Source organism: Aequorivita sp. 609 (assembly GCF_014212065.1).
GTDB classification, from domain to species: domain Bacteria; phylum Bacteroidota; class Bacteroidia; order Flavobacteriales; family Flavobacteriaceae; genus Aequorivita; species Aequorivita sinensis.
Map to the genome: position 1 here is coordinate 249,669 of NZ_JACJVM010000034.1, position 14,274 is coordinate 263,942.

At 34.5% G+C, this 14,274-nt stretch carries 15 protein-coding genes; 2 read left to right on the forward strand and 13 right to left on the reverse strand.

Annotation, left to right across the window (positions count from 1 at the left end; translation table 11 throughout):
* Positions 1 to 22 precede the first annotated feature (22 nt).
* Positions 23 to 1,969, reverse strand: a complete 1,947-nt coding sequence (locus tag H4O20_RS10565; RefSeq protein ID WP_185099236.1) for a gliding motility-associated C-terminal domain-containing protein — start codon at positions 1,967 to 1,969, stop codon at positions 23 to 25.
* Between the two features lie 387 nt (positions 1,970 to 2,356).
* Between H4O20_RS10565 and hflX the strand changes: the two genes are divergently transcribed.
* Complete coding sequence (gene hflX / locus H4O20_RS10570; protein WP_139854095.1) at positions 2,357 to 3,568, forward strand: GTPase HflX; 1,212 nt, start codon at positions 2,357 to 2,359, stop codon at positions 3,566 to 3,568.
* 87 nt (positions 3,569 to 3,655) lie between these two features.
* Here hflX and H4O20_RS10575 read toward each other — a convergent pair whose 3' ends face one another.
* The 11 genes from H4O20_RS10575 to H4O20_RS10625 form a co-directional block, all read right to left on the reverse strand.
* On the reverse strand, positions 3,656 to 4,579 hold the full coding sequence (locus H4O20_RS10575; protein WP_185099237.1) for a DUF3078 domain-containing protein: 924 nt from the start codon (positions 4,577 to 4,579) through the stop codon (positions 3,656 to 3,658).
* Between the two features lie 113 nt (positions 4,580 to 4,692).
* Positions 4,693 to 5,196: a DUF2480 family protein gene (locus H4O20_RS10580; RefSeq protein ID WP_185099238.1), complete on the reverse strand. Its 504-nt coding sequence runs from the start codon at positions 5,194 to 5,196 to the stop codon at positions 4,693 to 4,695.
* 36 nt (positions 5,197 to 5,232) lie between these two features.
* A complete protein-coding gene (locus H4O20_RS10585) occupies positions 5,233 to 5,556 on the reverse strand; it encodes an SUF system Fe-S cluster assembly protein (RefSeq protein WP_139854098.1) in 324 nt (107 codons plus the stop codon).
* A 4-nt stretch (positions 5,557 to 5,560) separates the two neighbouring features.
* Positions 5,561 to 5,986 (reverse strand): SufE family protein, encoded by a 426-nt coding sequence (locus H4O20_RS10590; RefSeq protein ID WP_139854099.1) that lies wholly within the window; start codon positions 5,984 to 5,986, stop codon positions 5,561 to 5,563.
* A 2-nt stretch (positions 5,987 to 5,988) separates the two neighbouring features.
* Complete coding sequence (locus H4O20_RS10595; protein WP_139854100.1) at positions 5,989 to 6,435, reverse strand: META domain-containing protein; 447 nt, start codon at positions 6,433 to 6,435, stop codon at positions 5,989 to 5,991.
* Positions 6,436 to 6,522: 87 nt separating this feature from the next.
* Positions 6,523 to 7,737, reverse strand: a complete 1,215-nt coding sequence (locus H4O20_RS10600; protein WP_185099239.1) for an aminotransferase class V-fold PLP-dependent enzyme — start codon at positions 7,735 to 7,737, stop codon at positions 6,523 to 6,525.
* 53 nt (positions 7,738 to 7,790) lie between these two features.
* Complete coding sequence (sufD, locus tag H4O20_RS10605; protein WP_139854102.1) at positions 7,791 to 9,104, reverse strand: Fe-S cluster assembly protein SufD; 1,314 nt, start codon at positions 9,102 to 9,104, stop codon at positions 7,791 to 7,793.
* Positions 9,105 to 9,182: 78 nt separating this feature from the next.
* On the reverse strand, positions 9,183 to 9,932 hold the full coding sequence (gene sufC / locus H4O20_RS10610) for a Fe-S cluster assembly ATPase SufC (RefSeq protein WP_139854103.1): 750 nt from the start codon (positions 9,930 to 9,932) through the stop codon (positions 9,183 to 9,185).
* A gap of 1 nt (position 9,933) precedes the next feature.
* Entirely contained in the window at positions 9,934 to 10,338 is a 405-nt protein-coding gene (locus H4O20_RS10615) for a hypothetical protein (protein WP_139854104.1), read from the reverse strand.
* A gap of 18 nt (positions 10,339 to 10,356) precedes the next feature.
* The gene (gene sufB, locus H4O20_RS10620) at positions 10,357 to 11,802 is read right to left on the reverse strand and encodes a Fe-S cluster assembly protein SufB (protein ID WP_139854105.1); all 1,446 of its coding nucleotides are present in this window, start codon (positions 11,800 to 11,802) and stop codon (positions 10,357 to 10,359) included.
* A gap of 105 nt (positions 11,803 to 11,907) precedes the next feature.
* Positions 11,908 to 12,237, reverse strand: coding sequence for an iron-sulfur cluster assembly accessory protein (locus H4O20_RS10625; RefSeq protein WP_139854106.1), 330 nt, complete (start codon positions 12,235 to 12,237; stop codon positions 11,908 to 11,910).
* 189 nt (positions 12,238 to 12,426) lie between these two features.
* Between H4O20_RS10625 and thiL the strand changes: the two genes are divergently transcribed.
* Positions 12,427 to 13,482, forward strand: coding sequence for a thiamine-phosphate kinase (gene thiL, locus H4O20_RS10630; protein WP_185099240.1), 1,056 nt, complete (start codon positions 12,427 to 12,429; stop codon positions 13,480 to 13,482).
* 5 nt (positions 13,483 to 13,487) lie between these two features.
* Here the strand turns inward: thiL and H4O20_RS10635 are convergent, their stop codons facing one another.
* On the reverse strand, positions 13,488 to 14,264 hold the full coding sequence (locus H4O20_RS10635) for an alpha/beta fold hydrolase (protein WP_185099241.1): 777 nt from the start codon (positions 14,262 to 14,264) through the stop codon (positions 13,488 to 13,490).
* Positions 14,265 to 14,274: the final 10 nt, after the last annotated feature.

The following is a 14,274-nucleotide window of genomic DNA, read 5'->3' on the forward strand; positions in this document are numbered from 1 at the left end:
TTAAAAAGTATTTAGTAGAATTTTAGTTCGCTTTTTTGTTTAGATAAATCCAGCCTGTAGCTTGTTCTCCATAAACAGCGTCATTTCCAGCAAGATCAATTACATAGAAGTATGTTCCAGTTGGAAGTTCATCTCCATCAGTAGTCTGACCCTCCCATTGGTTTGTATAATTATCTTGCACATAAACTAAAGTACCAAATCTGTTAAAGATTTGAATCTTTCTAATTCCAGTTCTATCATTTAAGAAATTCAAATCAAGGATGTCGTTATACCCATCTCCATTTGGTGAAATTCCTTCGGAAATAATACAATTTGTAATTGGGTACAATGTTAAATCTATAGAGTCTTCTGCTGTACATTGATCGTTAGATACTAATACAGTATAAGTTTGAGTACCTATTGTTCCTTGTTCAATTACAACTTCAAGAGTGTTATTAGTTTCTCCTTCAATTAGCGTTGAATTTAAATACCATTGAAAAGTTACACCTTCCACATCAGTGTTTGCTGTAAGAATTGTGGTTTGGTTAGCACAAATTTGGAAATCTGCACCTAAATCAACAGTAGGTGATGCAATTACATTCATCACAATTGTAAATGATGTGTCTCCACAAGGATAACCAATATTTACCGTATAAGTCCCAGCTGCAGAAGGAGAGAAAATAGCTTCTGTAGAAAGAACGTTGTTGTCTTGATCAACCCATTCATAAGTAACTAACGAAAGATCGATGTCAGTATTAGTAGGAGTAGCGTCAAAAACTGGAAACTCTTCAACATCACATATTTCTGCTGAAGTTGGTAAATCTGTAGTTATTTCAACAGTTTCTTCAACCTTAAGTTCCACCTCAGAAGTTGCATAACAAACCGCAGAAACATTACTTTCAACTCTAGCATATATAGTTTGAGGGTTAGTAACATTCGTATAAGGCGATGTTAAAGGTGCTTCCCCAGCGTCAGCATTAGCTTGAGTTAAGTAATAAGTTACAGTAAACTCATTAGGGTCCTGATTACCTAGTACCCTAGAAGAATTTCCGTCAAGATCAAAGGCTTCAATACCATCGTTGGACGAATCGTCACATGCAATTATATCAATTGCTTCAGCTGTAACTATAGGACCGAATGATACATTTACTATATCTTCAACAGGAGAGTTACACTCAGTTCCGTTTGCAATTACCTTGTATTCACCTGTTTCAGTTGAAAGGTATTCACTTGAAGTTGCACCTACGATTAAAACATCGTTTAAGTACCACTCATAAGTTTCTACCGGACCAGAAACTGTAGTGGTTAAAAGAACTTCGTCTTCACCGCATAAATTTTGATCCCCTTCATTAATTGTAACTGAACAATCAAAAACGATGTCGCAGTTTGTACTTCCGTCTCCTCCTATTTGCCCTAATTTAATGTAGCCTGGGTTACGATTGTAATTAGTAATTACTAGAACGTAAATTTCTCCAGTTTGTGCATTTGGGATAGTAAAGTTTTCAATTGGTTGAGCCGAATAACTACAAGCAATTTCATTGAAAGATTGTAGCTGAGTATAATCACAAAGATCATCTCCTGGCTGGAAAGGTCCCCAGGCAATAAAATCCACATCTAATCCCTGTCCTATAGGATCTCCATTTGAATTAAATGCTGTATTTTGAATAATTTCAAAATCTAAATTTCCAGGCTGGTCAATTTGTAAATAAAACCATGCTGGGTAAGGTTGTGAAAACAAACATCCGTAATCTGGCCCTGCTTCTGCCGTAGCATTACAGTTAGGATCTTGGTCATTACAATTTGCAAAAATTAGTGCGTCATTTCCTGCACAGAAAGGCTGAATATCTGCACAAGTTCCACCCCCTTGGGCAAAAACAGATGTAGATGATAGCATCAATAAAAAGAAAGATACTATTGGTACGATAGTTTTAAGATTGACTTTAAAATAATGTTGACAATCCCAAAAACTGTTAGGTAATTTTATCTCCATAAAATTTAGTGTTGGTGATGATTAATTAATAATTTGATTTTACTTAATTTTTCAGAGGTGAAATATAAGAATTTCCGAGGTTATATTCTTGTTAAAAAAGAGTTATATTCCTAAGTCCAATTAGCAAACTTCATTGATAATTAACCATATATGTTAGTTTATTTATAATCTTTCACTCATTCAATGTAAAATAAATAATAATTATACCAATTATTGTTTTATTGTTACATATCTAATAATCAACAATTAATTGTCTATTTTGTAAAATATTACTAAAAACATGAATGGTTTGTGTTAATTGCATCTAAAGTATAAAAATCTCTTGCCAAGTGTTTTGTACATTTGTTATAATATATACCAATAAATGACAGCATCTACTAAAAAAATATGATTGAACAAACTGATATCTCATACGAGAAAACAATATTAATAGGATTAATAACTAAATTTCAAGACGAAGTAAAGTCTGAAGAATATTTAGACGAGTTAGAATTTTTGGCTTATACCGCAGGCGGGGAAGTTCTAAAGCGCTTTACTCAAAAAATGGATGTTCCTAATCCAAAAACATTTATAGGTACCGGAAAGCTAGAGGAAGTTAAAAACTTCGTAAATGAAAATGAAGTTGGCGTAGCTATTTTTGACGACGAACTTACCCCAGCACAACAAAAAAACATTGAAAAAATACTTCAATGTAAAATCATAGACAGAACCAACCTTATCCTTGATATTTTCGCGCAAAGAGCACAAACAAGCTATGCACGAACACAAGTAGAACTTGCACAATACGAATATCTTTTACCTCGACTAGCGGGGATGTGGACTCACTTGGAACGTCAACGTGGAGGAATTGGAATGCGTGGTCCTGGAGAAACAGAAATTGAAACGGATAGACGTATAGTTCGAGACCGAATATCTTTACTTAAAGACAAATTAAAAAAAATCGATCGTCAGATGGAAGTGCAACGCGGGAATCGAGGTTCACTTGTACGTGTAGCATTGGTTGGATATACAAACGTAGGGAAATCCACCTTGATGAACGTAATTAGTAAAAGCGATGTTTTTGCAGAAAACAAACTCTTTGCAACATTAGACACAACAGTAAGAAAGGTTGTTATAGGTAACCTACCATTTCTTTTAACCGACACTGTTGGTTTTATCAGAAAACTACCTACACAACTAGTAGAGTCTTTTAAAAGCACCTTAGATGAAGTGCGTGAGGCTGATTTATTGCTGCATGTTGTAGATATAAGCCACCCTTCTTTTGAACACCATATTGATTCAGTTGAAAAAATTCTGGAGGAAATTGGAAGCGCTGATAAGCCTACTGTTATGGTTTTTAATAAGATTGATGCTTATGAGCCCGAAGAAATTGAAGAAGACGATTTAATTACTGAAAAGACCAAAGCTCATTATACTCTGGAAGAATGGAGACATACTTGGATGGCGAAACTTAATGGAGATGCCATTTTTATTTCAGCATTAAACAAAGAAAACTTTGATGAATTCCGAAAGTTAGTATATGACAAAGTGAGAGAAATTCACACCACTCGTTTTCCTTATAACACTTTCCTATACGACGAATATACAGAGGAGGAATAAAAAAAGACCTGTCAGAAATTTAATTTTTCTGATAGGTCTTTTCAATTTAGAGCCCTTATTGTAAAGAACTTATATTTAAAATTGCATTTAGAATCCGTAAGTAACTCCTACTCCAATTGCTTCACGAATTTGGAATCCTTGAGCGGCGTTGTCATCATAAATAGCCTGGAAAGTAGCGTTAGCTGATATATACTTATTTACTTTAAACAATAAATTCATAGTATAATCTACATCTACATTTTGTGGATCTTCTAAGTAGTTTGAGTAAAGAGCCAATAAGTTTTCCATCGACACGTTTTCCATCAAATCAAGTTTTGCATAAGCAGAAACCGAAGCGCCAAATTCAAAACGGGTTGTTTCGTTAGCTTCAACACCAAAATATGGGTTTTCATTAAATGCTGCGATAGCTACTGGGTTGTTACCAACATTTGTAAAATCTTTATTTACAAAAATTAAACGTGCAGTTGCAGGCGCTATATTTACATAAAGATTATTGTTCTTTTTCCACATCATACCAGGACCAAATTGTAAGTAACCTGGAGACATAAATTTAGAAACTTCAGTACGATATCCTTCATCACCCGGGTTTAAGTCGGTATTATACTCATAACCAGAACCAAATTGAGTTTTAAAGTTTAAGAAGAATGAATAATACCAGTTACTTTCTTTTACTTGTCTACCCAAGATTGAGTTTAACTCAAGACGATCATTAGTTTTACGTGCATATTTGTCGTCCTTATTTTTAGTCATACCATATTCTGCAATAATACGGTTGTTCCAGCTAAGCTTATCGTGCTTATAGTTGAAATCGTAATTCAACCCAAGATTTCCTGCAATATTTGAACTTCCTCCACCAGTCCACTCGTGGTTGAAGGCAGCTTGATTAAACAATAAAGAAATGTTTCCTGATCTTGACCAACCATTTGGGATAGTATCCTCTTTGGTTTCATTTTGAGCAACTAGTGCAAGGGGCGCACATAAGATTGCTGCAAGTAGTAAAATTTTTTTCATGAATCTTAAAGTTTTTATTTAAGGCAAAAATAATTACTAATTTGCATATTGTGTAAAAAATTAACAAAAAAGAGCGTTAAAATTAAGGATTTGCCAATTGTTTGTTAAAAAACTTACTTTTTCTTGAATAGTGGCACCGAAGAACAGGCTTCGCCATACATAATACTTTTAGCTACAGGCTGAAGCTTTTGCGCTACTTGTACATAGGCATTTGGAGGTATTGGTTTACTTACACACCCTTTTATAATTACAGGTTTGTCCTGATATTCAGAAACGTCTAAATCCTTTAGAATTTCGGTGAATAGAACAGTTTCTAATTCCTCTAGACTTCCTACAGAAACATTTTTTGCAAAAGGCGATAAATGAAGTGAAATCAATAAATACGCCCATCCTGGAATAATAGCATCTGTACTGCAATAAAGGGCTACATATTTATTTTGATACTGACCCCAATCGTGCTCGTTGGCTTTCTCTCTAAATTCTTTTTCACGAAGTACAATGCCTTCTGCAAGCCAAATGGAAATATCAAAAGCAAGTCTTTCACCTTGTGGATAAAACTCCTCAAGATCAAAGACCATAAGCTTACTATTCGCTACGCGATTTACAATTTCTTCCACTGAGAAAGTAATTAAAATGAATAAAAAACTTTTTTATTAAAGCATTCCGAGTTCTAACTTAGCTTCTTCACTCATAAGCTCTTGACTCCAAGGCGGGTCGAAAGTCATCTCAACCTCAGCATCTTTAACGTACTTTAACGACTTAACTTTATCTTCTACCTCCATTGGTAAGCTTTCTGCTACAGGACAGTTAGGAGTTGTTAGAGTCATCAATATTTTTACTTCGTAATCTTCATTAATAAAAACGTCGTAAATAAGTCCTAATTCATATATATCAACCGGAATCTCTGGGTCATAAATGGTTTTAATAACAGCGATTACTTTTTCGCCGAGTTCAGCCATATCTATTTTTTCTTCCATTTGTTTAACTATTTGCTTGTGTTTGATATGCTAATGCATACATTTTCATTTGTTTAATCATTGATACTAATCCATTAGCACGGGTTGGAGAAAGGTGTTCTTTCAATCCAATTTCGTCTATAAAATCAGTATCCGCATCAAGAATTGCTTGTGGTTCCTGGTTTGAAAACACGCGGACTAATACTGCAATTATTCCTTTTGTAATAATAGCGTCACTATCGGCAGTGAATATTATTTTGTCGTTTTTCATTTCAGAGTTTAACCACACTTTACTTTGGCAACCCTTAATAAGCTTGTCGTCTGTTTTTAATTCTTCATCAATAAGCGGAAGAGATTTTCCTAAATCTATCATATACTCATAGCGTTGCATCCAGTCGTCAAACATTGAGAACTCATCTATCAACTCTTCTTGTATTGCTTCAATTGTCATATTTATTCTTGATTTCTTATTTCTTTTTTAGCTGAAAGTACTACACTTCTATCAGTTTTTGAATAAAAGGTTAGCACCCCGTCTTGTAAGGAATATGATCCCGTTTTATTTAATGCGTCTAAAAAGTCACGCTCAACCTTCATGATATCTTTCCCAGCACATTCTCTTTCACTTACTGCTAAGTCTTTAAAACTAATTGCATATAAATCTAAGTTGTAGGATCCAAACACCGAGTTACAGCCAGTAGCCCCTCTGAAAGTGTTATCTAATGCTGACATAGAAAATGAAGGAACTTCTTTAACAGTAGGTTTTTCTCCGTTAATAGCTGAAACAGTATAATTTCCTGTTAACTGAACGCTTCCAGCAACATCTATAACTTTTTTAGTCTCGTCGCAACTTGTAAAAATAAGTGCGAACATCAATATTGATAATGTAGCAAGTGATTTCATAGTATAATTGTTTTAATTGGTTTAAACTTTTATAAAGTTACAAACTCAAAATTTACTAGAATTGTACATTAACTTTTTATAAGGCATTTATGAAAGCATCGTTTTTGCTTTCTTAACAGCTTCTACTAATGCATCAACTTCTTCTAGAGTGTTGTAAAACGCAAAGGAAGCTCGAACAGTTCCAGGGATTTTATAAAAATCCATAATTGGTTGAGCACAGTGATGCCCTGTTCTTACAGCTATACCTAGTTTGTCCACAATTGTCCCTATATCATACGGATGCAAACCTTCAATATTAAAAGAAATTACAGAGGTTTTTTGTCCTGTACCATAAATTTTTAAACCTTCGATTTCTAGGAGTTTTTTGGTCGCGTATGTTAAAAGTTCATTTTCATGAGTCTCTATTGCCTCAAAACCAATTGCATTAAGGTAATCTATTGCTACACCAAAAGCTATACCTCCACAAATATTCGGTGTACCGGCTTCAAATTTATGCGGAAGTCCGGCATAGGTGGTTTTTTCGAATGATACTTCAGCTATCATTTCACCACCACCTTGATATGGAGGAAGTTTGTTTCCCCACTCTTCTTTCATATATAACATTCCAACTCCTGTTGGGCCGCACATTTTGTGAGCAGAGGCAACATAGAAATCTACATTTAATTCTTGAAGATTTGGCTTTATATGCGAACAAGACTGAGCACCGTCAATCAAAACAGCAGCTCCTACACTATGTGCTTTCTCGATAATTTCTTCTATTGGGTTAATTGTTCCCAATGCGTTTGAAATATGGTTTACAAAAACAAGTTTTGTTTTATCAGAAAGCAGCATAGCGTATTTATCCATCAGCAACTCTCCTTCTTCATTCATTGGAATTACCCGCAGAACAGCGCCTGTTTTTTCACATAGCATTTGCCAAGGAACAATATTACTGTGATGCTCTAAAGCAGAAACAATTATTTCGTCGCCTTTATTCAATAATGATGCAAAGCCATTTGCAACCAAGTTAATTCCGTGAGTTGTTCCCGCAGTAAAAATGATTTCAAATGCTTCTTTAGCATTAAAGTGATTCTGAATTTTATGTCGAGCAGCCTCATAAGCATCAGTTGCTTCTTGTGAAAGCGAATGCACACCTCGATGAATATTTGCATTGTAGTTACTGTAATAATCAACAATAGCATCAATCACCTGTTGTGGCTTTTGAGACGTAGCTGCATTGTCCAAATACACTAATGGATACCCATTAACTTTTCGAGAAAGAATGGGGAAATCTTTACGTATAATTTGGATATCGAAGGACATTTATATTCTTTTAATTAATTCTTGAATCTTTGTTAGCTTACGAACACTATTTCTTAAAGTTCAAAGCCTAAACTTACTCCAATCTTATTTGCAATAAGCTTGTTGATTCGCACTTTCAATTCTGGAATTTTCACACTTTCTAAAACAGTGTTTGCGAAAGCATACATCATTAAACCACGTGCTTCTTTCATTCCAATTCCGCGGCTGCGCAAGTAGAATAAGGCTTCTTCATCAAACTGACCAATAGTACATCCGTGAGAACATTTTACATCGTCTGCAAAAATCTCTAATTGAGGCTTAGCGTTAATCGTGGCATTATCGTCAATTAAAATATTGTCGTTTTGCTGGTATGCGTCAATCTTTTGAGCATCTTTTTCAACGATAATCTTCCCATTAAATACACCTACAGATGAATCAGCAAATAGCCCTTTGTAATCTTGGTGACTTTCGCAATTAGGCGAAATATGATGAACTAATGTATTGTGATCTACGTGTTGTTTTCCTTTAAGGATAGTTATTCCTTTTAATGTAGAATCACAATTCTCTCCGTTTTGGAAGTAGTTTAAATTATTGCGTACTAATTTCCCACCAAATGAAAAAGTATGAACACGACAAACCGTATCACGTTGTTGTGAAATATACGTATTGTCAATTAACGATGCTGATTCAACGTCATTTTGAATTTTATAATAATCTACATAAGCTCGTTTTTCAGCAAAAATTTCAGTTACTGAATTTGTAAGAACTTCATTAGTAGAAAGACTTTGATGACGCTCTATAATTTGTACGTGAGCATTTTCACCTACAACAATTAAATTTCTTGGTTGAAGAAACATTGCCGCTTCGTTGCCAGTTGAGAAGTTTAGAATCTCAATAGGCTTTTCTACTTCTTTATGTGCAGGAATATGAATATACGCCCCTTCTTTGGTAAAAGCTGTATTAAGTGCAGTTAAACTATCACTTTTCGCAGCTTTATTGAAGTAAGCTTCAATAACGGGCTTGTATTTTTTCTTGTTAAGAGCAGCCGACATTAAACAAACGTCTAAGGTGTCGTGTGTAGTTTCCGAAAGGAATGAACTATAAACCCCATCTATGAAAACAAGTTTATAGGTATCTATTTCATTAAGGAAATACTTGCGTACATCTTGAAGTTCAACATTGCGTTCTTTATTTGAATAAACACTATAGTCTGTTTTTAATAAAGAATTTAGTGAAGTATACTTCCACTCCTCATCTTTTTTTGTTGGAAATCCTTTCTCTTCAAAGATTTTTATAGCATTGTTACGCACATCGTGTAATGGCGAATCAAACTCCAAGTAATCTTCGAGAGCAATATATGATGATAATAATTTGTCTTTAAAACTCATTTCTTTCAATTCAGAATTCAGAATCCAGAATCCAGAATTCAAGTTAATCTTGAACCTTGAATTTTGATTCTTGAATTGTTATACTAATTCTTCCTTAATCCAATCGTATCCTCTTTCTTCAAGCTCATAAGCAAGCTCTTTAGTACCAGATTTTACGATTTTCCCATTCATTAATACGTGAACGAAATCTGGAACTATATGGTCTAATAAACGTTGATAGTGCGTAATAACAACTATTGCATTGTCTTCACTTTTTAATTTGTTTACACCATTAGCAACAACTTTAAGAGCATCAATATCCAATCCTGAATCTGTTTCATCTAAGATTGCAAGTTTTGGCTCAAGCATCGCCATTTGAAAAATTTCGTTACGCTTTTTCTCACCTCCAGAAAAACCTTCGTTTAAAGATCTAGATAGGAATTTTCTATCAATCTCTAACATAGCAGCTTTTTCTTTAATCATTTTAAGCATTTCAGAAGCAGGCATATCGTCCATCTTCTTTGCTTTACGCGTTTCGTTGATAGCCGTTTTAATAAAGTTTGTTACTGAAACTCCTGGAATTTCTATTGGATATTGAAAAGAAAGAAAGATACCTTTATGCGCTCTTTCCTCTGGATCTAACTCGGAAATATCTTCATTTTCATAGATAATCTCTCCTTTAGTTACTTCAAACTCTTCTTTTCCTGCAACTACAGACGCCAAAGTACTTTTACCTGAACCGTTTGGCCCCATAATAGCGTGAACTTCACCTGCCTTTACCTCTAAGTTAATACCCTTAAGTATATCTTTACCTTCTAATCCGGCGTATAAATCTTTAATTTTTAGCATATCAATTTGTCTTTGCTGATTCTTGTAATTTAATATCTACTGCTGAAGGGGAATCATTCACCTTCACAATTTCTTTTATTGTTATTATTTCTTCCCAATTGGTATCGGTATCGGTATTTTCGGAAACTACTCCTTTAACTATAACTCCTACCATATCAAAATCGTTAGTTTTAACTGCCGAAACTCGTTTTGATAATTCATCTGAAACTTCATTGCGCTTAACGCCATAGATAAAGCTCGATCCCATTAAAACTAAGGCTCCATCGGTGTTGATAAAATCCCCTTGAAACGTTGGAAAGGCCTCTTCGTTTTGAGTTGTTAGCTCGTCAGAAGTTTTATCTCCTTCAGAGTTTTTACAGGAATAAAACACTAACGAAAGCGTTAATATCAATAAGTATTTTTTCATAATTTAAACTTCTAATGTTTATCCTACAGATCCTTCTAAACTGATTTCTAAGAGTTTTTGCGCTTCCACTGCAAACTCCATAGGCAACTTGTTTAAAACCTCTTTCCCAAAACCATTTACTATTAAGGCAATTGCTTTTTCAGTGTCAATTCCACGTTGATTACAATAGAAAATTTGGTCTTCACCAATTTTACTTGTAGTAGCTTCGTGTTCTATTTGAGCCGATTTGTTTTTAGATTCAATATATGGGAAGGTATGAGCCCCACAGCTATTCCCCATTAATAATGAGTCACACTGAGAGAAGTTACGCGCGTTATCTGCATTTGGATGAATTTTCACCAACCCTCGATAGCTGTTTTGAGATCTACCAGCCGAAATACCCTTAGAGATAATCGTACTCTTAGTGTTTTTACCAATATGAATCATTTTGGTTCCAGTATCTGCTTGCTGATAATCATTTGTAACAGCAATAGAATAGAATTCACCAATTGAGTTATCTCCTTTTAAAATACAACTTGGATACTTCCAAGTAACAGCACTACCAGTTTCTACTTGTGTCCAAGAAATTTTCGCATTCTTTTCACAAATACCTCTTTTAGTTACAAAGTTATAAACCCCTCCTTTTCCTTCTTTATCTCCTGGGTACCAGTTTTGTACTGTTGAATACTTTATTTCAGCTCCATCTAATGCAATTAACTCTACTACTGCAGCGTGTAATTGGTTTTCATCACGACTTGGTGCTGTACAGCCTTCAAGGTAACTTACGTAACTGTCTTCATCTGCAATTACAAGCGTTCTTTCAAACTGTCCTGTACCTGCTTGATTAATTCTAAAGTAAGTAGAAAGTTCCATTGGGCAACGTACTCCTTTTGGAATATAACAGAAAGAACCATCACTAAATACTGCACTATTTAAAGCTGCGTAAAAGTTGTCTCTCTGTGGCACTACAGTACCTAAATATTTCTTTACTAATTCAGGGTGATTTTTAATCGCCTCAGAAATAGAACAGAAAATAATTCCTTTTTCGGCTAATGTCTTTTTAAAAGTGGTTGCCACAGAAACTGAATCCATTACAATATCTACTGCAACTCCGGCAAGTTTCTTTTGCTCGTCTAATGAAATACCCAATCGTTTAAAAGTGTCTAACAATTCCGGATCTACCTCATCAAGACTATCGTACTTAGGTTTGCTGTTTGGTGCAGAGTAATATGAAATCGCCTGAAAGTCAGGTTTTTCATAATGTACATTTGCCCATTCTGGTTCTACCATTTTCAACCAATAACGATATGATTCTAAACGCCACTCTGTCATCCATTCTGGCTCCTCTTTCTTTTTAGAAATTGCGCGTACTACATCTTCATTTAATCCAACTGGAAATGTGTCAGATTCTATATCCGTATAGAACCCATATTCATATTCCTTGGTTTCTAATTCTTTCTTTAAATCGTCTTCGGTGTATTTCATTTTTATTAATTCAAAATTTGTAGTTCTAAATTCAATACAGAATAAAGAACTTACTTAAATTCATTTGCATTTAATTTACTTTTCTATAAGTAAACTACAACTTATTTATAACGAAAAAGATTCTCCACATCCACAAGTGCGATTCGCATTTGGATTTTGGAAAACAAAACCTTTTCCATTAAGCCCACCACTATATTCGAGTGTGGTTCCTACTAGGTATAAAAAACTTTTTTTGTCCACTGCAATTTTTACATCAGCTTCTTCAAAAAGCTTATCATTTTCACCTAGATTATGATCAAATTTCAACTCATAGCTAAGCCCGGAGCATCCGCCACTTTTAACTCCAACACGCACAAAATCCTTCGCAATATCAAAGCCATCCTCGGCCATTAACTGTGCAATTTTGTTTTTTGCATTATCACTTACCTTAATCATATATAGAATAATTCTAAATTAGACGCAAATATACATCAATTAGAACTTTTAACCATAGCGAAGTGGGAATTTAAAACTATTGCATTATAGCTTCAGCCTATAGTGTAATAGGCGTGATTATTACTTGCATTTTTCGATAATGTATAGGAAAAGCGTACTTTTGCCAAAATCTGTAATAAACTTAGAAGAATGTTTGAGAATAAAGATAATTCCACCACAAGTATTGCAAGTTTAGGCGAATTTGGTCTTATAGATCATCTAACAAAAAACTTCAAAATAAAACAAAAATCGACTGTAAAAGGAATTGGTGATGATGCCGCTGTGATTTCTTGTAATTCTAAAAACGAAATAGTTGTTACTACAGATTTACTTTTAGAAGGTGTTCATTTCGATTTAAGTTATGTTCCTTTAAAACACTTAGGATACAAGTCGGTAATTGTTAACCTATCCGACGTGTACGCAATGAATGCAGAGCCTACCCAAATTACTGTAAGCATTGCAGTTTCAAATCGATTTCCTATTGAAGCGTTAGAAGAGCTTTATGCAGGTATTACTGCTGCAGCTAAAATATATAATGTAGATGTAGTGGGTGGTGACACTACTTCTTCAACAACAGGGTTATTAATTAGCGTTACAGCCTTAGGCACTGTAAAAAAGGGAGAAGCTGCTTATAGAAGTGGAGCCAAAGAAAACGACCTACTTGTTGTAACGGGTGATTTAGGTGCTGCTTACCTAGGATTACAAGTTTTGGAACGTGAGAAAGAGGTTTTCAAAGTAAACCCAAATAGTCAACCAGACTTAGAACCTTATACATATTTGGTGGAACGCCAATTAAAGCCTGAAGCTAGAAAGGATATTCCTAATTTATTAAAAGAATTAGGTGTGAAACCAACTGCTATGATTGACATTAGCGATGGCTTATCATCAGAAATAATCCACATTTGCAAACATTCAAAAGTAGGGTGTAATTTATTTGAAGATAAAATTCCATTAGACCCTCAAGTAATTACAACTTGTGAAGAATTCAACTTAGATAGTACCACCATAGCTTTAAGTGGAGGCGAAGATTACGAATTGCTTTTTACAATTAGCACCGAGGATTACCCAAAAATAAAAGCCAATCCACACCTTACGGTAATAGGACATATGACTCATGAAAATGAAGGTACTCATCTTATAAGCCGAGCAGGAACTAAAATACCGCTAATTGCACGTGGTTGGAACCCAATGAAAGATTCGGAATAGTTGAATTAAATATTCAATATATTTTTTAGAGCATCTAAAACCTCATCCAAGTTTTCAACAGTACTCATATGCCCTCCTTCAATTATGATGGATAGAGCATCACAACTTTTAGCTAAAGCTATATTTTCATCAACAGGCAGCAACGAGTCTTCTTTTGAAAGAATCATATACTTTTCTTTGCTGAAGTTTTTCAACACATCGCTTCGGTCGTTACGGTCGCGCATACCTTTTATTGCAGCTTTTATTCCGTCAAGCGGAAATGACTGTGCTTCATTTTTCAATTCTTCTATATCTGAAGCAATTTTATCGCGTGTAGTTTCAGAAAACAAATTGCTAATTGCCATACTTATAAAAGCATAAGCATTTTGCTCAATTACCTTTAAAGCACGATTTCGGTTAATTTTTCTTTCTTCGGAATCTGGAGCAGGTGATGAATTTAAAAGTACTAATTTTTCAACTTTTGAAGGGAATTTTTCAACATAGGCTAATGCGATATATCCTCCCATTGAATGACCGATGAATGTCGCTGAAGTTATTTTTAAAGTTTTTAGAATTTCATCAACTACTTCAGCCATTAACTCCATAGAATGGATGTCTGAAATAACTTCACTGTTCCCGTGACCAGGAAAATCTAGTGTTATTACGGTGTTTTGTTTCGACAATTGTGGAATAAGGTTTTTCCACATTGTTGAACTCTCCAGAAACCCGTGCAATAGAACAATTGCGGGACCACTTCCGAAGGTGTTGTAATGTATTTCTGTGTTGTTATATTTTAAAATCATAGTGTGAAAA

Bases quoted from the DNA above. Each gene is read 5' to 3' on its own strand.
- H4O20_RS10565 (WP_185099236.1), bottom strand. From the start codon at position 1,969: ATGGAGATAAAATTACCTAACAGTTTTTGGGATTGTCAACATTATTTT.
- hflX (WP_139854095.1), top strand. From the start codon at position 2,357: ATGATTGAACAAACTGATATCTCATACGAGAAAACAATATTAATAGGA.
- H4O20_RS10575 (WP_185099237.1), bottom strand. From the start codon at position 4,579: ATGAAAAAAATTTTACTACTTGCAGCAATCTTATGTGCGCCCCTTGCA.
- H4O20_RS10585 (WP_139854098.1), bottom strand. From the start codon at position 5,556: ATGGAAGAAAAAATAGATATGGCTGAACTCGGCGAAAAAGTAATCGCT.
- H4O20_RS10590 (WP_139854099.1), bottom strand. From the start codon at position 5,986: ATGACAATTGAAGCAATACAAGAAGAGTTGATAGATGAGTTCTCAATG.
- H4O20_RS10595 (WP_139854100.1), bottom strand. From the start codon at position 6,435: ATGAAATCACTTGCTACATTATCAATATTGATGTTCGCACTTATTTTT.
- H4O20_RS10600 (WP_185099239.1), bottom strand. From the start codon at position 7,737: ATGTCCTTCGATATCCAAATTATACGTAAAGATTTCCCCATTCTTTCT.
- sufD (WP_139854102.1), bottom strand. From the start codon at position 9,104: ATGAGTTTTAAAGACAAATTATTATCATCATATATTGCTCTCGAAGAT.
- sufC (WP_139854103.1), bottom strand. From the start codon at position 9,932: ATGCTAAAAATTAAAGATTTATACGCCGGATTAGAAGGTAAAGATATA.
- H4O20_RS10615 (WP_139854104.1), bottom strand. From the start codon at position 10,338: ATGAAAAAATACTTATTGATATTAACGCTTTCGTTAGTGTTTTATTCC.
- sufB (WP_139854105.1), bottom strand. From the start codon at position 11,802: ATGAAATACACCGAAGACGATTTAAAGAAAGAATTAGAAACCAAGGAA.
- H4O20_RS10625 (WP_139854106.1), bottom strand. From the start codon at position 12,237: ATGATTAAGGTAAGTGATAATGCAAAAAACAAAATTGCACAGTTAATG.
- thiL (WP_185099240.1), top strand. From the start codon at position 12,427: ATGTTTGAGAATAAAGATAATTCCACCACAAGTATTGCAAGTTTAGGC.
- H4O20_RS10635 (WP_185099241.1), bottom strand. From the start codon at position 14,264: ATGATTTTAAAATATAACAACACAGAAATACATTACAACACCTTCGGA.